Origin of the sequence: Pseudomonas sp. BAV 4579 (assembly GCF_009765395.1) — a bacterium.
Lineage (GTDB): Bacteria > Pseudomonadota > Gammaproteobacteria > Pseudomonadales > Pseudomonadaceae > Chryseomonas > Chryseomonas aestiva.
In genome coordinates, this window is record NZ_WHOV01000019.1 from 42,036 (window position 1) to 59,438 (window position 17,403).

19 protein-coding genes are annotated in these 17,403 nt (G+C 67.4%); 7 read left to right on the plus strand and 12 right to left on the minus strand.

The window, feature by feature from the left end:
- Nucleotides 1-26 precede the first annotated feature (26 nt).
- The 4 genes from trmB to GSQ95_RS06265 form a co-directional block, all read right to left on the minus strand.
- Entirely contained in the window at nt 27-737 is a 711-nt protein-coding gene (trmB, locus tag GSQ95_RS06250; protein ID WP_158893573.1) for a tRNA (guanosine(46)-N7)-methyltransferase TrmB, read from the minus strand.
- A gap of 68 nt (nt 738-805) precedes the next feature.
- Entirely contained in the window at nt 806-1,588 is a 783-nt protein-coding gene (locus tag GSQ95_RS06255; protein ID WP_133861468.1) for a thiazole synthase, read from the minus strand.
- 19 nt (nt 1,589-1,607) lie between these two features.
- Nucleotides 1,608-1,808: a sulfur carrier protein ThiS gene (thiS, locus tag GSQ95_RS06260; protein ID WP_007161653.1), complete on the minus strand. Its 201-nt coding sequence runs from the start codon at nt 1,806-1,808 to the stop codon at nt 1,608-1,610.
- Nucleotides 1,809-1,901: 93 nt separating this feature from the next.
- A complete protein-coding gene (locus tag GSQ95_RS06265; protein ID WP_133861469.1) occupies nt 1,902-2,279 on the minus strand; it encodes a DUF423 domain-containing protein in 378 nt (125 codons plus the stop codon).
- A gap of 68 nt (nt 2,280-2,347) precedes the next feature.
- Between GSQ95_RS06265 and mtgA the strand changes: the two genes are divergently transcribed.
- Nucleotides 2,348-3,049 carry a monofunctional biosynthetic peptidoglycan transglycosylase gene (mtgA, locus tag GSQ95_RS06270; protein ID WP_158893570.1) on the plus strand — a complete coding sequence of 234 codons (702 nt, stop codon included), beginning with the start codon at nt 2,348-2,350 and terminating at the stop codon, nt 3,047-3,049.
- A 227-nt stretch (nt 3,050-3,276) separates the two neighbouring features.
- Here mtgA and rpoH read toward each other — a convergent pair whose 3' ends face one another.
- The 4 genes from rpoH to ftsY form a co-directional block, all read right to left on the minus strand.
- A complete protein-coding gene (gene rpoH, locus GSQ95_RS06275; RefSeq protein ID WP_064309252.1) occupies nt 3,277-4,131 on the minus strand; it encodes an RNA polymerase sigma factor RpoH in 855 nt (284 codons plus the stop codon).
- A 161-nt stretch (nt 4,132-4,292) separates the two neighbouring features.
- Nucleotides 4,293-5,303 (minus strand): permease-like cell division protein FtsX, encoded by a 1,011-nt coding sequence (ftsX, locus tag GSQ95_RS06280; RefSeq protein WP_158893568.1) that lies wholly within the window; start codon nt 5,301-5,303, stop codon nt 4,293-4,295.
- Nucleotides 5,300-5,974, minus strand: a complete 675-nt coding sequence (gene ftsE, locus GSQ95_RS06285) for a cell division ATP-binding protein FtsE (protein WP_158893566.1) — start codon at nt 5,972-5,974, stop codon at nt 5,300-5,302. Before ftsE ends, ftsX begins: the two co-directional genes overlap by 4 nt.
- A complete protein-coding gene (gene ftsY / locus GSQ95_RS06290) occupies nt 5,971-7,416 on the minus strand; it encodes a signal recognition particle-docking protein FtsY (RefSeq protein ID WP_158893564.1) in 1,446 nt (481 codons plus the stop codon). The genes ftsE and ftsY overlap by 4 nt, the downstream gene beginning before the upstream one ends.
- A 202-nt stretch (nt 7,417-7,618) precedes the next feature.
- Between ftsY and GSQ95_RS06295 the strand changes: the two genes are divergently transcribed.
- The 6 genes from GSQ95_RS06295 to GSQ95_RS06320 all read left to right on the plus strand — a co-directional run bounded on the left by GSQ95_RS06295 (nt 7,619) and on the right by GSQ95_RS06320 (nt 12,924).
- Complete coding sequence (locus tag GSQ95_RS06295; RefSeq protein ID WP_158893562.1) at nt 7,619-8,980, plus strand: pitrilysin family protein; 1,362 nt, start codon at nt 7,619-7,621, stop codon at nt 8,978-8,980.
- Nucleotides 8,977-10,416, plus strand: coding sequence for a pitrilysin family protein (locus GSQ95_RS06300; RefSeq protein WP_158893560.1), 1,440 nt, complete (start codon nt 8,977-8,979; stop codon nt 10,414-10,416). Before GSQ95_RS06295 ends, GSQ95_RS06300 begins: the two co-directional genes overlap by 4 nt.
- A 1-nt stretch (nt 10,417) precedes the next feature.
- Entirely contained in the window at nt 10,418-10,987 is a 570-nt protein-coding gene (rsmD, locus tag GSQ95_RS06305; RefSeq protein ID WP_158893558.1) for a 16S rRNA (guanine(966)-N(2))-methyltransferase RsmD, read from the plus strand.
- Nucleotides 10,984-11,988 (plus strand): hydrolase, encoded by a 1,005-nt coding sequence (locus tag GSQ95_RS06310; protein WP_158893556.1) that lies wholly within the window; start codon nt 10,984-10,986, stop codon nt 11,986-11,988. Before rsmD ends, GSQ95_RS06310 begins: the two co-directional genes overlap by 4 nt.
- A gap of 99 nt (nt 11,989-12,087) precedes the next feature.
- The gene (coaD, locus tag GSQ95_RS06315; protein ID WP_158893554.1) at nt 12,088-12,573 is read left to right on the plus strand and encodes a pantetheine-phosphate adenylyltransferase; all 486 of its coding nucleotides are present in this window, start codon (nt 12,088-12,090) and stop codon (nt 12,571-12,573) included.
- 99 nt (nt 12,574-12,672) lie between these two features.
- Nucleotides 12,673-12,924 (plus strand): YfhL family 4Fe-4S dicluster ferredoxin, encoded by a 252-nt coding sequence (locus GSQ95_RS06320; RefSeq protein ID WP_007161640.1) that lies wholly within the window; start codon nt 12,673-12,675, stop codon nt 12,922-12,924.
- A gap of 10 nt (nt 12,925-12,934) precedes the next feature.
- On the opposite strand, the gene GSQ95_RS06325 is transcribed toward GSQ95_RS06320, so the two are convergent.
- The 4 genes from GSQ95_RS06325 to ptsP form a co-directional block, all read right to left on the minus strand.
- A complete protein-coding gene (locus tag GSQ95_RS06325; RefSeq protein ID WP_133861480.1) occupies nt 12,935-13,291 on the minus strand; it encodes a multidrug transporter in 357 nt (118 codons plus the stop codon).
- A gap of 85 nt (nt 13,292-13,376) precedes the next feature.
- Nucleotides 13,377-14,189, minus strand: a complete 813-nt coding sequence (lgt, locus tag GSQ95_RS06330) for a prolipoprotein diacylglyceryl transferase (RefSeq protein WP_158893552.1) — start codon at nt 14,187-14,189, stop codon at nt 13,377-13,379.
- Between the two features lie 19 nt (nt 14,190-14,208).
- The gene (locus GSQ95_RS06335; protein ID WP_158893627.1) at nt 14,209-14,991 is read right to left on the minus strand and encodes a sulfite exporter TauE/SafE family protein; all 783 of its coding nucleotides are present in this window, start codon (nt 14,989-14,991) and stop codon (nt 14,209-14,211) included.
- A gap of 76 nt (nt 14,992-15,067) precedes the next feature.
- The gene (gene ptsP / locus GSQ95_RS06340; RefSeq protein ID WP_158893550.1) at nt 15,068-17,347 is read right to left on the minus strand and encodes a phosphoenolpyruvate--protein phosphotransferase; all 2,280 of its coding nucleotides are present in this window, start codon (nt 17,345-17,347) and stop codon (nt 15,068-15,070) included.
- Between the last annotated feature and the right edge of the window lie 56 nt (nt 17,348-17,403).

Below are 17,403 nucleotides of genomic sequence, written 5' to 3' on the forward strand. Positions count from 1 at the left end.
AAGATCGATTCGTCAGAGATACACGGTCAGCTCTGGCGTTCGAACTTGAGATCCCAGACGCCATGCCCCAGGCGCTCGCCACGGCGTTCGAACTTGGTGCTGGGTCTTTCCTCGGGGCGCGGCACATAGCCCGAGGCTTCGCCGAGATTACGGTAACCCGGGGCGGCGTCCATGATCTCGAGCATGTGTTCGGCATAGGCCTGCCAATCGGTGGCCATGTGCAATACCCCGCCGACCCTGAGCTTCTGCCGGACCAGTTCGGCGAAGGCCGGCTGGACGATACGGCGCTTGTGGTGACGGCTCTTGTGCCAGGGATCGGGAAAGAACAGCAGCACCCGGTCCAGACTGGCATCGGCCACGCACTGCCGCAGCACCTCGAGGGCATCGCAGCTGTAGACCCGCAGATTGGTCAGGCCCTGGGTCATGGCGCCATTGAGCAGCGCGCCCACGCCCGGGCGATGCACCTCGACGCCGATGAAATCCTGCTCGGGCGCGGCGGCGGCCATTTCCAGGGTGGAATGGCCCATGCCGAAACCGATCTCGAAGGTACGTGGCGCCTGGCGCCCGAACACCTGGTCGAAATCCTGCAGGCCGTCGGTCAGCTCCAGACCGAAGCGTGGCCAACCCTGGTCGAGACCGCGTTGCTGGCCTTCGGTCATGCGGCCGGCGCGCATCACGAAGCTCTTGATGGTGCGCCGGGGGCGGTCGGGGGTCTGGTCGTCTTGATGGTCGGTCATGGCGTTATCGATAGTGGGAAAAAGAGACGCCCGGCAGAGGCCGGGCGCGTGATGGAGGGCGCTAGGTCCTAGTTGACCAGGCCGTCCAGCGGCGAGGACGCCGTGGCATAGAGCTTGCGCGGCATGCGCCCGGCCAGATAGGCCAGGCGACCGGCGACGATGGCGTGCTTCATGGCTTCGGCCATCAACACCGGCTCGCGGGCATGGGCGATGGCGCTGTTCATCAGCACCGCTTCGCAACCCAGCTCCATGGCGATGGTGGCGTCAGAGGCGGTACCCACCCCGGCATCCACCAGCACCGGCACCTTGGCCTCTTCGAGGATGATGCGCAGGTTGTAGGGATTGCAGATGCCCAGGCCCGAGCCGATCAGACCGGCCAGCGGCATGACGGCGATACAGCCGATGGCCTCCAGCTGGCGGGCGACGATGGGATCGTCACTGGTGTAGACCATGACGTCGAAGCCGTCGGCGACCAGCGTCTCGGCGGCCTTGAGGGTCTCGATGACGTTGGGGAACAGGGTCTTCTGGTCGGCCAGGACTTCCAGCTTGACCAGGTTGTGACCGTCGAGCAGCTCGCGCGCCAGGCGGCAGGTGCGCACCGCTTCCACCGCGTCATAGCAGCCGGCGGTGTTGGGCAGGATGGTGTAGCGCTCGGGCGAGATCACGTCGAGCAGATTGGGCTCGCCGGGCGTCTGGCCGATGTTGGTGCGACGCACCGCCACGGTGACGATCTCGGCACCCGAGGCTTCGATGGCCACGCGGGTCTCTTCGAGATCGCGGTACTTGCCGGTGCCGACCAGCAGACGCGACTCATAGGTGCGCCCGGCCAGGGTAAAGGGAGTGTCTTTCATCTGGATTCCTCTTGCGCGGCTAGCCGCCGCCGATGGCGTGGACCACTTCCAGCCGGTCGCCGTCCGCCAGGGCGGTGGTGGCGTGCTGGCTGCGCGGCACGATGTCGAGGTTGCGTTCCACCGCCACTCGCCGTCCGGTCAGGTCGAGACGCACGAGCAGGTCGGCGACGGTGGCGCCGTCCGGCAATTCTAGGGATTCGCCGTTCAACAGAATCTGCATGGCAAAGGCATCGTCACGGGGTGAGCCGGCATTCTACGCCGGTCGGGCGTGCATTGCAGCGGCGCCGGGCCGGGAACGACGGCCAGCGCGCGGTCAGAGACTGCTCAGACGCCAGGCGAGGATGGCCAGGCAGGCCCAGCCGGCGAGAAAGCACAGCCCGCCGAAAGGGGTGATGATGCCCAGCCGCGCGATACCGGTCAGCGTCAGCAGATAGAGGCTGCCGGAAAACAGCAGGATGCCGGCAATGAAAAAGCCACCGGCCCAGGCCACCAGGCGCCCCTGGAAGTGCAGCGACAAGAGGGCGACGCCAAACAGCGCCAGGGCATGGATGAGCTGATAGAGCACGCCGGTCTGGAACACGGCCAGGTAGTCGGCGGTCAGCCGGCCCTTGAGTCCATGGGCGGCGAAGGCGCCGAGGCCGACACCGGTGAAGCCGGCCAGGGCCGCGAACAACAGGAAGAGACGCAACATGGGTTTTACCGGGCGATGGAAGAGCAGCGCTGGTTATAATGGCCCGCTAACCGCCAAAGACCAAGCCGATGCTGCTCACCCTCCTCCGCCGTCTCCTGCGTATCGCCCTCTGGTTCGCCGTCCTCAGCGCCGCCCTGGTGCTGATCCTGCGCTGGGTGCCGCCGCCGGGCAGCATGCTGATGGTGGAGCGCAAGGTCGAGTCCTGGATCGACGGCAAGCCCATCGACCTGCAGCGCGACTGGCGACCCTGGAAGGAGCTGCCGGACGATCTCAAGATGGCGGTGATCGCCGGCGAAGACCAGCACTTCGCCGAGCACTGGGGCTTCGACATGGCGGCGATCCGCCAGGCCTTCAGCCACAACGAAGCCGGTGGTTCCCTGCGCGGCGCCAGCACCATCAGCCAGCAGACCGCCAAGAACCTCTTTCTCTGGAGCGGCCGCAGCTATCTGCGTAAGGCCTTCGAAGCCTGGTTCACCGTGCTGCTGGAAACCTTCTGGTCCAAGCAGCGCATCCTCGAGGTCTATCTCAACAGCGTGGAATGGGACGACGGCGTATTCGGCGCCGAGGCCGCGGCCCGTCACCATTTCAGCATAGGCGCGTCCTACCTCTCCGACCGCCAGGCCAGCCTGCTGGCCGCCGTGCTGCCCAATCCCCGCGAATGGAGCCCGAGCCGCCCCAGCGCCTACGTCGCCGAACGCGCCGCCTGGATCCGCCAGCAGGAACGGCAGCTGGGCGGCAGCGACTATCTCAGGCAGATGACCGGGCGGTAGCCAGGCAACTGGAAAACGCTGCGCGGTTTTCCACCCTACCGGCTCAAGTTGATTGATGCGGTCGTGCCTTGATGCTCCATCGCGGCCATGGGCCGCTCCTACAGAAGCATCACATCCTGTAGGAGCGACCCATGGCCGCGATACGCTGGGTCCGTGCACAACAGGGTAAGGATTTTCGGACATAAAAAAACCGCACCCGGAGGTGCGGTTTTTGGTCAGCGACCGGATCAGGCGGCGATATTGCCCTTGAGCTTGTTCATCGCGTTCTTTTCCAGCTGACGGATACGCTCCGCCGAGACGTTGTACTTGGCCGCCAGCTCGTGCAGCGTCGCCTTTTCCTCGGCCAGCCAACGCTGGTAAAGAATGTCGCGGCTGCGGTCGTCCAGGTGCTCCAAGGCCTCGTGCAGATTGGCCGTGGAACTGTCGGTCCAGTCGGCTTCCTCCAGCTGACGCGCCGGATCGTAACGGCTGTCTTCCAGGTATTGGGCAGGGGACTGATAGGCCGCATCGTCATCGGCATCGCTGGCCGGATCGAAGGCCATGTCATGCCCGGTCAGACGACTTTCCATCTCGCGCACTTCCCGGGGTTCGACACCCAGGGTTTCGGCCACGCGATGGACCTCGTCGTTGTTCAGCCAGGCCAGTCGCTTCTTCTGACTGCGCAGGTTGAAGAACAACTTGCGCTGCGCCTTGGTGGTGGCGACCTTGACGATGCGCCAGTTGCGCAGGATGAATTCGTGGATTTCGGCCTTGATCCAGTGCACGGCAAAGGACACCAGGCGTACGCCCATCTCGGGATTGAAGCGCTTCACGGCCTTCATCAGGCCGACATTGCCTTCCTGGACCAGATCGGCCTGGGCCAGACCATAGCCGGAATAGCTCTTGGCGATATGCACCACGAAACGCAGATGCGCGAGCACCAACTGTCGGGCGGCCTCGACGTCTTCCTTGTAGAAGAGGCGCTCGGCCAGTTCACGCTCCCGCTCCGGCGTGAGCAGCGGAATGCTGTTCACCGAATGTACATAGGCTTCCAGGCTGGCGCCGGGAACCAATGTAGGAACAGGTTGCAACGAAGTGGTCATGCGAATCCTCCGATTCACTAAGCACGGGACAGTCTAACACTGATTTTTTCGTCAGCGCCAGACTAGCCGAGGTTCCCTTAACCCCAGCTGAAGAACACAGTGAAATGCCTGTGTCATCAGGGGGTTAGACCGTTTCCGCAAGTTTCGGAAACGGCCGTTCGTCAGCGTGGGGCGAGTTCGCGCAGGTGGCGGGCAACCGCCAGCCAGGCGCCGATGTAGCCGAGCAGCACGGCGCCGATCAGCAGCTGCAGCCCGTCCTCGACGGCGACGCTGCCCAGGGCGAAATCACTGCCGTAGAGGCCGGCCAGATCCAGCACCGCGGCGTTGAGCCAGCTCAGGCCGAACACCAGCAGGGCCCAGGCGGCGATGCCGGCGCCGAGGCCGAACAGCGCGCCCATGTAGAGGAAGGGCCGGCGCACATAGCCGTCGGTGCCGCCCACCAGCTTGACCACCTCGATCTCGGTACGGCGATTCTCGATGGCCAGACGGATGGTATTGCCGATCACCAGCAGCAGGGCGATCACCAGCACCACGGTCAGGCCGAAGACGAAGCGCTCGCCGAGCTTGAGAATGGCGGTGAGCCGCTCGACCCACTGCATGTCCAGCTGCACCTGCTGCACGCCGTTCATCTCGGCCAGCTGGCTGCGCAGCATGTCGAGGCGACTCTTGTCGATTTCCCTGGGCGTCACGGCGATGACGCCGGGCAGCGGATTCTGCGGCAATTCGCGCAGCGCCTCACCCAGGCCGGCATCCTGCTGCAACTCCTTCAGGGCATCGTCCGGACTGATCCAGCGCGCCTCGGCCACATCGGGCAGGACCTTGATCTGACTCATCAGCACCTCAGCCTGGTCCTGACCGGTGCGCAGGTCGAGAAACACCGAGATCTGCGCCGCGCGCTGCCAGGAGCCGCCGAGTCGCTCGACGTTCTTCAGCAGCAGCGACACGCCCATGGGCAGCGCCAGGGCGATGCCCATCACCAGGCAGGTGAGGAAGGTGCCTATGGGCTGCTGCACCATGCGCCTGAGGCTGTCCCTCAGGCCGGTACGGTGGGCTTCGAGGTAGGCGTGCAGCGGACTGCGCCAGTCGCTCTTGGGTTTCTGCGGGGCCTGGCGCTGCGGACGCTGGGGCTTGCCGCCCTGTTCCTGGCCACGGGGCAGTTCGTTGCCACTCATGACGGGTTCTCCTCTTCGTCACCGATCAGGCGACCGCGCTGCAGGGTCAGCATGCGATGGTGCAGGCGGGCGATGAGCGCATGGTCGTGACTGGCGATCAGCACCGTGGTGCCGAGGCTGTTGATGTCCTCGAAGACGCCCATGATCTCCGAGGCCAGGCGCGGATCGAGGTTGCCGGTGGGTTCGTCGGCGAGCAGCAGGGCCGGCCGATGCACCACGGCGCGGGCGATGCCGACCCGCTGTTGCTGGCCGGTGGACAGCTCCGCCGGATAGTCGTCGAGCTTGTCCTTGAGACTGACCCGCTCCAACGCAGAGGCGACGCGCTTGGCGATCTCGGGCTTGGAAAGGCCGAGGATCTGCAGCGGCAGGGCAACGTTGTCGAACACGGTGCGGTCATGGAGCAGCTGGTGGTTCTGGAAGACCACGCCGATCTGCCGGCGCAGAAAGGGAATCTGCGCATTGGTGATGCGCGAGATGTCCTGGCCGGCCAGGGTCAGCTTGCCGCCGGTGGGCCTTTCCATGGCCAGGATCAGCCGCATCAGGGTGCTCTTGCCGGCGCCGGAATGACCGGTGACAAAGAGGATCTCGCCGCGTTCGGCACGGAAGCTCAGTTCCTGCAGGCCGACGTGACCGTTGGGATAGCGCTTGGAGACGCGGTCGAACTGGATCATGAGACGCCCCGCTCCGCGAACAGGGCCTGGACGAAGGGCCGCGCCTCGAAGGGCCGCAGGTCGTCGATGCCTTCGCCGACGCCGACATAGCGGATCGGCAGGGCGCTCTGCTTGGCCAGGGCGAAGATCACCCCACCCTTGGCGGTGCCGTCGAGCTTGGTCAGCGCCAGGCCGGTCAGGGGCACCGCATTGTGGAACTGCTTGGCCTGGTTGAGGGCGTTCTGGCCGGTACCGGCGTCCAGCACCAGCAGGGTCTCGTGGGGCGCCGCCGGGTCCAGCTTGCCGATCACCCGGCGCACCTTGCGCAGCTCCTCCATGAGGTTGTCCTTGGTGTGCAGCCGACCGGCAGTATCGGCGATCAGCACGTCGATGCCGCGGGCCTTGGCGGCCTGGACGGCATCGAAGATCACCGAGGCGGAATCGGCGCCGGTGTGCTGGGCGATCACCGGGATGCGGTTGCGCTCGCCCCAGACCTGCAGCTGCTCGACCGCCGCGGCGCGGAAGGTATCGCCGGCCGCCAGCATGACCTTCTTGCCGTCGTTCTGCAGCCGCTTGGCCAGTTTGCCGATGGTGGTGGTCTTGCCGGCGCCGTTCACGCCGACCACCAGGATGACGTAGGGCTTGTGCGAGGTATCGATCACCAGCGGCTGTTCCACCGGCAGCAGCATCTCGGTGAGTTCCTGCTGCAGCGCCTGGTAGAGCGCTTCGCTGTCGGCCAGCTGCTTGCGCGCCACCTTCTGGGTCAGGTTGCGCATGATGACGCCGGTGGCCTCGACACCGACGTCGGCGGTCAGCAGGCGGGTCTCCAGCTCTTCGAGCAGGTCGTCGTCGATGGCCTTCTTGCCGAGGAACAGGCTGGCCATGCCCTCGCCGAGACTGGCGCTGGTCTTGGACAGGCCCTGGCGCAGACGGGCGAAGAAGCCCAGCTTGGCGGGTTCGGCCGGAGCGACGACGATGGGTGGAGCGGGCTCGGGCTCGGGTTCAACCACCTCAGGCTCAGGGCGGACCGGGACAATGGGCGCAACGGTTACGACCGGGGCGGGAGCAGGCTCAGGCTCAGGCACAACCGGGGGCAGCGGCGCGACCGGCACAGCTAATGGCTCGGGCTCCACCTCGGGCGCCCTCACCGGCTCGACCTCGACCGGCGGCACGATGGGGTCGGCCACCAGCGGCTCGACCAGCGCCGTGAGGGCCACCGGCGACGGCGCCTCCTCTTCGGCGACCGGCACCGGGGTCAGCGAGGGGATCGCCTCCGGCGGTTCGGGCACCGGCTCCGGGTGCTGCACCGGCTCGCTGGCCAGCGGCGCGGGCAGGCGCTCCTCGGCGTCGGGCGCGGGGGCTTCGGCAGGCGTCTCTACGGGTTCGGCAGTCTTCTTGCGGAACCAGCCGAACAGGCCTTTCTTCTCCGTGGGGGGAGACTTCTTGTCGTCGGATCCAAACATGCGGGGCTCTGTATCGAACGGACGAACCGGCTGCGGGAGCTCCGCCAGGCGGGGCTCGACCGTCAGGCATGGCCGTCGGGAAAAGGGATGCGTATCCTAGCAGCCTGCCGGGCGGAAGACCTCCCCGTCGGCGAAAAACGCGCGACCGTCCCCAGGACGCAGCCGCTTCGTCCCCTACCGCGCTACAAGGCCTGCTCTCGCGATGCCCGCCTCCCGCTTCCGTCGGACCGCCCTGGTCGTCCTGCTCAGCCTGCTCCCCACCCTCGCCCTGGCCACGGCCAACCGGCAGAACACCGAGGAATTCACCCTCGACAACGGCCTCAAGCTGGTGGTCCGCGAAGATCACCGGGCGCCGGTCGCCGTGGTGCAACTCTGGTACCGCGTGGGTTCGAGCCTGGAGGCGCCCGGAGCGACCGGCTTGTCCCATGCCCTGGAACACCTGATGTTCAAGGGCAGCCGCAAGCTTGACGCCGGCGAGGCCTCGCACCTGCTGCGCGACCTGGGCGCCGAGGAAAATGCCTTCACCACCGACGACTACACCGTCTATTACCAGCTGCTCGCCCGTGATCGCCTGCCGGTGGCCCTGGAGCTGGAAGCTGATCGCATGCAGCACCTGCGGCTGGCGCCCGACGAGGTCAGGCGCGAGCTGGAGGTGATCAAGGAGGAACGCCGGCTGCGCACCGACGACCGCCCCGAAGCGCTGTCCTTCGAGCGCTTCAAGGCCGCCGCCTACCCGGCCAGCGGCTATCGCAATCCCACCATCGGCTGGCCCCAGGACCTGCAGCGCCTCGGCGTGGAGGACCTGCGCCGCTGGTACCAGACCTGGTACGCGCCCAACAACGCCACCCTGGTGGTGGTCGGTGACGTCGACCCCCAGGCGATCCATGCCGAGGTGCAGCGCTGGTTCGGCACCCTTCCGCGCAGCGACCTGCCCGCGCCGCGCCGCCCGCTGGAACTGCCGGCGCCGGGCGAGCGCCGTCTGGACCTGCAGGCCCGCGAACTGCCCAGCCTGCTGATGGGCTTCAACGTGCCCAGCCTGGCCACCGCCGCCCAGCCGCGCGATGCCTATGCGCTGCAACTGCTGGCCGCCCTGCTCGGCGGCGGTTCGGGCGCGCGCCTGCCCAGTCGTCTCGAACGCGGCGCGGAAGTGGCCAGCAGCGTGCGCGCCGCCTACGGTGCCTACACCCGTGGCGACAGCCTCTTCCTGCTCAGCGGCACCCCCAACACCCAGCGCGGCAAGACCCTCGACCAGCTGGAAGCGGCCTTCTGGGCGCAACTGGACCTGCTCAAGCGCGAGCCGCCCAGCACCGAGGAGCTGGCCCGGGTCCGCGCCCTGCTGGTGGCCGGGCTGGTCTATGGCCGCGACTCCATCACCGCCCAGGCCAGCAGCATCGGTCAGCTGGAAAGCGTCGGCCTCGGCTGGCGCCAGGGCGATCGGCTGCTCGACGAACTGGGCCGGGTCACCCCCGACGACCTGCGGCGGGTGGCGCGCTCTTACTTCACCCGCGAGCGCCTGACCCTGGCCCAGCTCAAGCCCGCAGGCACCGCGGAGAATCGTCCATGAAGCCGCTGTTATGGCTGTCGCTGTGCCTGCTCGCCGGTTGCCAGTCCCCTACCCCGGTCGGCGACCTGGCGCGCGCCTATCCCGCCGTGGACAGCCTCAGGACGCTCAAGGACGCACCGCCCCTGGGTCGCCAGCTGGATATCCAGCGCTGGCACACCGCCGAGGGCGCCCAGGTGCTGTTCGTGCCGGCGCCGGAATTGCCGATGTTCGATGTGCGCCTGATCTTCGCCGCCGGCAGCAGCCAGGATGGCGCCACCCCGGGTCTGGCCATGCTGACCAACGGCCTGCTCAACGAAGGCACCCCGGGACGCGATGCCGGTGCCATCGCCGACGGCTTCGAGCGCCTGGGCGTCGATTTCAGCAACGGCGCCTATCGTGATCAGGCGGTGATCGGACTGCGCACCCTCGCCGATCCGGCCCACAGCGAACCGGCCCTGGCGCTGCTGGCCGAGGTGGTCGGTCGCCCGACCTTTCCCAGCGAGGCCATCCAGCGCATCCGTGACCAGTTGCTGACGCTGATCGCCGCCAGCCGCCGCGAACCGGCCAGCCTGGCCGGCGAAGCGCTGCAGGAGCGCCTCTACGGCAATCACCCCTATGCCCATTCGCCCCGCGGCACCGCAGCCGGAGTGGCCCATCTCGATGCGGCCAGCCTCAGGGCCTTCCATGCCCGTGCCTATGCCGCCGGCAATGCGGTGATCGCCCTCACTGGTGACCTGGATCGAACGCGCGCCGAACAGATCGCCGCCAGGCTGTCGCGCGCCCTGCCTCGCGGTCCGGCCCTGCCGCCACTGCCGGTGCCGGCGCCTGCCGCACCGGCAGTGGTGCAGCTGGAGGTCCCGGCCCAGCAGACGCGCCTGCTGCTCGGCCAACTCGGCATCACCCGCCGCGATCCCGACTACGCCGCCCTCTTCGTCGGCAACCAGATCCTCGGTGGCGGCGGCTTCGGCAGTCGGCTGATGACCGAATTGCGCGAACGCCGTGGTCTCACCTATGGCGTCAGCTCGGGCTTCACCCCCATGCGGCAGCCGGGTCCCTTCACCATCGGCCTGCAGACCCGCGCCGAACTGGGCGATGCCACCCTGGCGCTGGTCCGCAACCTGCTGCGCGACTACCTGGCCCAGGGCCCCACCCAGGCCGAACTGGACCGCGCCAAGCGGCAGATCGAAGGCAGCTTCCCGCTGGCCAACGCCAGCAACGGCGCCATCGTCGCGCAACTGGGCAACATCGGCTTCTACGACCTGCCCAGCAGCTACCTGGACGACTTCCTCCAGCAGGTCCGCCGCCTCACGGTGGACCAGGTGCATGCCGCCCTGCGGCGCCATCTGGACCCGGAAAAGTTCATCGTGGTGAGCGCCGGCCCACGGGTCGCCCAGCAGCCGCTGCCGCCACCCCGCCCTCTTCCCAACCTGCCGCCCAGCGGCGTTCCGGAGCACTAGCATGGCCCAGAAGACCGCCAACCAACTGCGCATCATCGGTGGCGATTGGCGCAGCCGGCGCTTCGTCTTTCCCGATGCCCTGGGCCTGAGACCCACCCCGGATCGGGTCCGCGAGACCCTGTTCAACTGGCTGGCCGCCGTCACCCCGGGCGCACGGGTGCTGGATCCCTTCGCTGGCAGCGGCGCCCTGCTGCTGGAAGCCCTGTCCCGCGGCGCCGGCCCGGCGTTGGCCTTCGACCTCAATGCCCAGGCCGCCAATGCCCTGCGCGGCCATCTGCAGGCCCTCGGCTGCGCCCACGCCGAGGTGCGCCAGACCGACGCCCTGCAGGCCCTGGCCAAGCCGGCGGAGATGCCCTTCGACCTGGTGTTTCTCGATCCGCCCTTTGGCAAGGACCTGCTGGAGCCGGCCTGCGCGGCCCTGGAAACCCAGGGCTGGCTGGCCGCGGACACCTGGATCTATACCGAGAGCGAGACCCAGCCCTCGCGCCTGGCCCTGCCCGCGACCTGGCAGCTGCACCGCGAGAAGAAGACCGGCAACGTCCACTATGCCCTCTGGCATCGCCAGGCGTGAACAGTGCTCCCTTTCGCCCGGCGCGCTGGCTGCCCGGCCCGCACCTGCAGACCCTCTGGGGCTCGCTGTGGCGCCGCCTGCCGCCCATCACCCGGCCGCGGGAGCGACTGTGGCTGGAGGATGGCGATTTCCTCGACCTGGACTGGTACCACGCCGAGGATCCGCGCGCGCCGCTGGTACTGATCGCCCATGGCCTCACCGGCAGCTCCGGCTCCCACTATGTGCTCGGCCTGCAATTCGCCCTCGCCGCCCGCGGCTGGGCCAGCGTCGGCCTCAACTGGCGCGGCTGCTCCGGCGAACCCAACCGCCTGCCGCGCGGCTATCACTCTGGCGTCAGCGAAGACCTGGCCGCGGTGGTGCGCCATCTGCAGGCCAGTCGTCCGAAGGCGCCACTGTATGCGGTGGGCTTTTCCCTCGGTGGCAATGTGCTGCTCAAGTATCTCGGTGAGCGCGGCGCGGACAGTGGTCTCACCGCCGCAGCGGCGGTCTCGGTGCCCTTTCGCCTGGACCTCTGCGCCGATCGCATCGGCCTCGGCTTCTCGCGCATCTACCAGCGGCACTTCATCCGCGAATTGGCGCGCTACGTGCGCGACAAGCAGGCGCTGTTCGACCGCGAGCGCCACCCCGAGCAGCACGAGATCCTCGCGCGCCTGGGGCCGCCGGAGGGGCTCAAGACCTTCTGGGACTTCGACGACCGCTACACCGCGCCCCTGCACGGCTTTCGCGACGCCCGGGATTACTATCGCCAGGCCTCCAGCCGCTACTACCTGGGGGGAATCCGCATCCCCACCCTGCTGATCCAGGCCGAGGACGATCCCTTCATCGGCACCGACGCCCTGCCCGCCCGCGCCGAACTGGCGCCCGACACCCTGTTCGAGCGCCTGCCCCATGGCGGCCACGTGGGTTTCGTCGGCGGCGCCTTCCGCGACCCGGACTACTATCTGGAAAGGCGCATCCCCGACTGGCTGGTCAGCCAGCGGGCAGCGCCATCCGGCCGATAAACGCCCACGGGTCGGCGATCCCGGCGGCTGTCGCCTTGGCCTCACTCCGCCCCTGAGCTACCATCCAAGCCCCAACAGCTTCGCCCCCAGGAAAGCGTCATGAACCGAGTGCTATACCCCGGCACCTTCGACCCCATCACCAAGGGCCATGGCGATCTGGTGGAGCGCGCCTCGCGGCTGTTCGACGAAGTCGTGGTGGCGGTGGCGGCCAGCCCCAAGAAGAATCCGCTGTTTCCGCTGGAGCGGCGGGTCGAGCTGGCCAAGGCGGTGACCGCGCACCTGCCCAACGTCGAGGTGATCGGCTTCAGCTGCCTGCTGGCCAACCTGGTGGAGCAGCAGCAGGCGACCATCATCCTGCGCGGCTTGCGCGCCGTGTCGGATTTCGAATTCGAATTCCAGCTGGCCAACATGAACCGGGTACTGGCGCCCCAGGCGGAAAGCATGTTCCTGACCCCGTCGGAACACTATTCCTACCTGTCTTCCACCCTGGTGCGGGAGATCGCGGCACTCGGCGGCGACGTAACCAAGTTCGTCCATCCCACCGTGCATCAGGCGCTGCTGGAGCGTTTTGCCCCGGCCAGCTGATTAACCCCAAGGACTGTCGGGTGCAGCCGGCGCGCGGATGGGGCAAAATGCGCGCCTGACTTTTGGATCGCTGCGCGTTCGCGCGGCGTGGAGCCGACGATGTCCCTCATCATTACCGACGATTGCATCAACTGCGACGTGTGCGAGCCCGAGTGCCCGAACGGCGCCATCTCCCAGGGTGCGGAGATCTATGTGATCGATCCGAACCTGTGCACCGAGTGCGTGGGCCACTACGACGAACCCCAGTGCCAGCAGGTCTGCCCGGTGGACTGCATCCCCCTCGACGAGAACCATGTCGAGACCAAGGAGCAGTTGCACGACAAGTATCTGAAGATCAGCGGCCAGGCTTAAACAGCCTGGCCTACTCGGTACGCCCGTACCCGCTCTGGGTGCAGCCCAAGCAGCGCACGAAGGCCGCCTTGCCCGGCTCGACCACCAGCGCCTTGCCGGCCTTGCCGATGTTACCGCCGGCGGCGGTGAACGGCAGACTGACCACGAACGCGCCCGCGCCGATCACGGTGGCGGCGATCAGCAGCGGTCGCGCGATCAGCAGATCGCCGATCATGGAAAAGGCGGCGGGAGCCTGGGCTTCACCGAACGCCTGGTCGGCGGTCTGATATTCGGTGACGTCACCCTGGGCCTGCTGTGCCTGCGCCGGCAGGACCTGCATCGTCAGGGCCAGCGCCAGCACGGCGGCCAGGCTACGGAACGGATTCATACGGCTGATCCCTTGCGCGGTTGTAATGGTGGTCCCTGAACTATAACAGGCCGCCCGCAATTGTCATGCGGGCGGCCCCCAGACGTCATTCGGCGCGGACGACCGGCTGGGGCGCACGGCGATAGGCATAGACCATGAGCGCGATACCGCCGAGCACCATGGGTACGCAGAGCACCTGCCCCATGGTCAGCCAGCCCCAGGCCAGATAGCCGAGCTGGGCGTCGGGCACCCGGACGAATTCGACGATGAAGCGGAAGATGCCGTAGCAGAGCACGAACAGGCCGGACACGGCCATGGTCGGCCGCGGCTTGCGCGAGTACAGCCAGAGAATGACGAACAGCGCCACGCCTTCCAGGGCGAACTGATAGAGCTGCGACGGATGGCGCGGCAGCTGGGCCGGATCGCTGTAGGGCGGGAAGATCATCGCCCAAGGGACATCGGTGGGCTTGCCCCAGAGCTCGGCGTTGATGAAATTGCCGAAGCGGCCGGCACCGAGGCCGATGGGTACCAGCGGCGCGATGAAGTCCATCAGCTCGAAGAAGCCCTTGTTGTGGCGCTTGCCGAACCACCAGACCGCCAGGATCACGCCGAGCAGCCCGCCATGGAAGGACATGCCGCCCTTCCAGACCTCGAAGATCAGCGTCGGATTGGCGATGTACTCCGCCAGGTTGTAGAACAGCACGTAGCCGAGTCGCCCCCCGGCGATGACCCCCAGCGCCACCCAGAACACCAGGTCGGACAGGGTCTCGCTGGTCCAGCGCGGATCGAAGCGATTGAGTCGCCGCTTGGCCAGCCACCAGGCGCCGCCGATCCCCACCAGGTACATGAGGCCGTACCAGTGGATCTTCAGCGGCCCCAGCGACAGGGCCACCGGGTCTATTTGCGGATACGGCAGCATGGTGCCTCCTTGAAAGGGATCAGAGTAGAAAGTTGAGACCGACGCCGAACAGCAGCAGGGCGAACAGGCGCTTGAGCAGCCGGGGCGAGAGGCGATGGGCCAGCCGCGCACCGAAACGGGCCGAGAACATGCTGGTCAGGGCGATGCCCAGCAGGGCCGGCAGATAGACATAGCCCAGACTCCAGGCGGGCAGACCCGGCTGCTGCCAGCCGACCAGGATGAAGGACAGCGCCCCGGACAGGGCGATGGGCAGGCCACAGGCCGCCGAGGTGGCCACCGCCTGCTGCATCGACAGGCTGCGCCAGATCAGGAAGGGCACGGTGAGCGAGCCGCCGCCGATGCCGAAGATCGCCGAGGCCCAGCCGATCACCACCCCCGCCAGCGTCAGCGCCGGCTTGCCGGGCTCGCGGGCCTGGCGCTTGGGGCGCAGGTCCAGCGCCAGCTGGAGGGCAATGAGTATGGCGAAGGTGCCGATGATCTTCTGCAGCAGCGGGCCATGGATGGCGGCGGCGGTCAGGGCGCCCAGGGCACTGCCGAAGACGATGCCCAGGGCCATCCAGGCGAACAGCCGCCAGCGGACGGCACCGAGTCGATGGTGGGCCCAGACGGAATTCAGCGAGGTGAAGACAATGGTGGCCAGCGAGGTGCCCACCGCCAGGTGGGTGAGGATGTCCGGATCGAGGCCCTTGGCGGTAAAGCTGTAGACCAGCACCGGCACGATGATCAGGCCACCGCCGACCCCGAACAGACCGGCCAGCAGCCCGGCGCAGGCGCCGAGCACCAGGAAGAGCAAGAGATCCATCATCACCTCGGGCGCAAGAGGCGGCATGGTACGCCGCTACCTGTCAGGCGGGAAGCAGCCTTCCCGCCTGACACGCTCAGCTCTGGACGCTGGCTGCCGGGTTGATCACCCGGCCCAGTCCGAGATTGCGCAAGGCCAGGTGCAGGGCGCTGTGGATGACCTGGGGGTTGTCGATCTGGCGCATCTGCTGCACCAGCTCGCGGGCCTTTTCCAGGGTGACCTGGCGCAGCAGCCACTTCACCTTGGGCAGGTTGGTGGCGTTCATCGACAGGGTATCGAAGCCCATGCCCATGAGCAGCACCGCCGCCGCCGGATCGCCGGCCATCTCGCCGCAGATGCTGACCGGCACCCCTTCGGCGTGGGCGCCGTCCACCACCTGTTGCAGCGCCTGCAGCACCGCCGGGTGGAAGTAGTCGTAGAGGTCGGCCACCCGCGGGTTGTTGCGATCCACCGCCAGCAGGTACTGGGTCAGGTCGTTGGAACCCACCGAGATGAAGTCCACCTGGCGCGCCAGGTCGCGGGCCTGGTAGACCGCCGAGGGTACCTCGACCATGACGCCCACCGGCGGCATGGGGATGTCGACGCCTTCGTCACGCACCTCGCACCAGGCGCGGTGCAGCAGGTGCTGGGATTCCTCCACCTCGTGCACGCCGGAAATCATCGGCAGCATGATGCGCAGGTTGTTCAGGCCTTCGCTGGCCTTGAGCATGGCGCGGGTCTGCACCAGGAAGATTTCCGGATGGTCCAGGGTGACGCGGATGCCGCGCCAGCCGAGGAAGGGATTGTCTTCCTTGATCGGGAAATAGGACAGCGCCTTGTCGCCACCGATGTCCAGGGTACGCATGGTCACCGGCGCCGGATGGAAGGCGGCCAGCTGCTCGCGATAGATGGAGAGCTGCTCCTTCTCGCTGGGAAAGCGCTCGTTGACCATAAAGGGGACTTCGGTGCGGTACAGCCCGACGCCTTCGGCGCCGCGCTGCTGAGCGCGGGCCACGTCGGCCATCAGGCCGGTGTTGACCCACAGCGGCATGCGGTGACCGTCGAGGGTCTCGCAGGGCAGGCTGCGCAGGGCGTCGAGGCCCTGGGTCAGCTGGCGCTCCTCTTCCACCACGTCGCCATACTGCTTGATCAGCGTCGGCGACGGATTGGTGAAGATCTCGCCATGGTAGCCATCGACGATGAGGTCGATGCCGTCCACCTTGGAATACGGCAGGTCCACCGCGCCCATGACGGTGGGCACGCCCATGGCGCGCGCCAGGATGGCGACGTGGGAGTTGCCCGAGCCGAGTACCGAGATCAGGCCGACCAGACGCCCTTCGGGCACCTCGCCGAGCATGGCCGGCGAGAGCTCCTCGCTGACCAGGATGGTGTTTTCCGGATAGATCAGGCAGGCCTGGTGAGCCTGCTGCAGATAGGCCAGCAGCCGGCGACCGAGGTCGCGCACATCGGCGGCGCGTTCGCGCAGATAGGCGTCGTCCATCAGCTCGAAGCGCTGGACGTGCTCCATCACCACCTGGCGCAAGGCGCCCTGGGCCCACTGCCCACTCTTGATGATGGTGGTCACCTCGTTACCGAGGGCGGCGTCGTCGAGCATCATCAGATAGACGTCGAACAGCGCCTGCTCTTCCTTGCGCAACTGGGTGGACAGGCGCTTGGACAGCGCCTTCATGTCCGCCCGTACGCCTTCGATGGCGGTGCGGAACAGCTGCAACTCGGCGTCGATGTCGGTCACGGTCTTGTCCGGGACCACTTCCAGGTCAGCCGGTGGCAGGACCACCACCGCCTTGCCGACGCCGACCCCGGGCGAACCGGGGATGCCGACGAAACGGGCTTCCTGGATACCCCGGCCCTGCCGGTCCAGCCCGCGGATGGTCCCGGTGGCCTCGGCATGGGCGATCACCCCGGCGAGCTGGGCGCTCATGGTCACCAGGAAGGCCTCCTCCCCCTCGTCGAACTGGCGACGCTCCTTCTGCTGCACCACCAGCACGCCCATGACGCGCCGGTGGTGGATGATGGGCGCACCGAGAAAGGAGGCATAGCGTTCTTCGCCGGTCTCGGCAAAGTAGCGAAAGCGCGGGTGACTGGCGGCGTCTTCGAGATTGAGCGGCTCTTCGCGGGTCCCGACCAGGCCGACCAGGCCCTCGTTGGGGGCCATGCTGACCCGACCGATGGACTTCTTGTTGAGGCCCTCGGTGGCCATCAGCACGAAACGGTTGGTATCCGGATCCAGCAGATAGACGGAGCAGACCTGCGACTGCATGGCCGCGCGGACGCGCTGCACGATGATGGACAGTGCCGACCCCAGATCCTTGGCGGCATTGACCTCCTGGACGATCTTGCGCAGAACTGCAAGCATCTAGCGCCTCCGCAGCCGACGCCCGGCGGAACCGCCGGCGTGCATCACGTGTCGTT

Bases quoted from the DNA above. Each gene is read 5' to 3' on its own strand.
- trmB (WP_158893573.1), bottom strand. From the start codon at position 737: ATGACCGACCATCAAGACGACCAGACCCCCGACCGCCCCCGGCGCACC.
- GSQ95_RS06255 (WP_133861468.1), bottom strand. From the start codon at position 1,588: ATGAAAGACACTCCCTTTACCCTGGCCGGGCGCACCTATGAGTCGCGT.
- thiS (WP_007161653.1), bottom strand. From the start codon at position 1,808: ATGCAGATTCTGTTGAACGGCGAATCCCTAGAATTGCCGGACGGCGCC.
- GSQ95_RS06265 (WP_133861469.1), bottom strand. From the start codon at position 2,279: ATGTTGCGTCTCTTCCTGTTGTTCGCGGCCCTGGCCGGCTTCACCGGT.
- mtgA (WP_158893570.1), top strand. From the start codon at position 2,348: ATGCTGCTCACCCTCCTCCGCCGTCTCCTGCGTATCGCCCTCTGGTTC.
- rpoH (WP_064309252.1), bottom strand. From the start codon at position 4,131: ATGACCACTTCGTTGCAACCTGTTCCTACATTGGTTCCCGGCGCCAGC.
- ftsX (WP_158893568.1), bottom strand. From the start codon at position 5,303: ATGAGTGGCAACGAACTGCCCCGTGGCCAGGAACAGGGCGGCAAGCCC.
- ftsE (WP_158893566.1), bottom strand. From the start codon at position 5,974: ATGATCCAGTTCGACCGCGTCTCCAAGCGCTATCCCAACGGTCACGTC.
- ftsY (WP_158893564.1), bottom strand. From the start codon at position 7,416: ATGTTTGGATCCGACGACAAGAAGTCTCCCCCCACGGAGAAGAAAGGC.
- GSQ95_RS06295 (WP_158893562.1), top strand. From the start codon at position 7,619: ATGCCCGCCTCCCGCTTCCGTCGGACCGCCCTGGTCGTCCTGCTCAGC.
- GSQ95_RS06300 (WP_158893560.1), top strand. From the start codon at position 8,977: ATGAAGCCGCTGTTATGGCTGTCGCTGTGCCTGCTCGCCGGTTGCCAG.
- rsmD (WP_158893558.1), top strand. From the start codon at position 10,418: ATGGCCCAGAAGACCGCCAACCAACTGCGCATCATCGGTGGCGATTGG.
- coaD (WP_158893554.1), top strand. From the start codon at position 12,088: ATGAACCGAGTGCTATACCCCGGCACCTTCGACCCCATCACCAAGGGC.
- GSQ95_RS06320 (WP_007161640.1), top strand. From the start codon at position 12,673: ATGTCCCTCATCATTACCGACGATTGCATCAACTGCGACGTGTGCGAG.
- GSQ95_RS06325 (WP_133861480.1), bottom strand. From the start codon at position 13,291: ATGAATCCGTTCCGTAGCCTGGCCGCCGTGCTGGCGCTGGCCCTGACG.
- lgt (WP_158893552.1), bottom strand. From the start codon at position 14,189: ATGCTGCCGTATCCGCAAATAGACCCGGTGGCCCTGTCGCTGGGGCCG.
- GSQ95_RS06335 (WP_158893627.1), bottom strand. From the start codon at position 14,991: ATGGATCTCTTGCTCTTCCTGGTGCTCGGCGCCTGCGCCGGGCTGCTG.
- ptsP (WP_158893550.1), bottom strand. From the start codon at position 17,347: ATGCTTGCAGTTCTGCGCAAGATCGTCCAGGAGGTCAATGCCGCCAAG.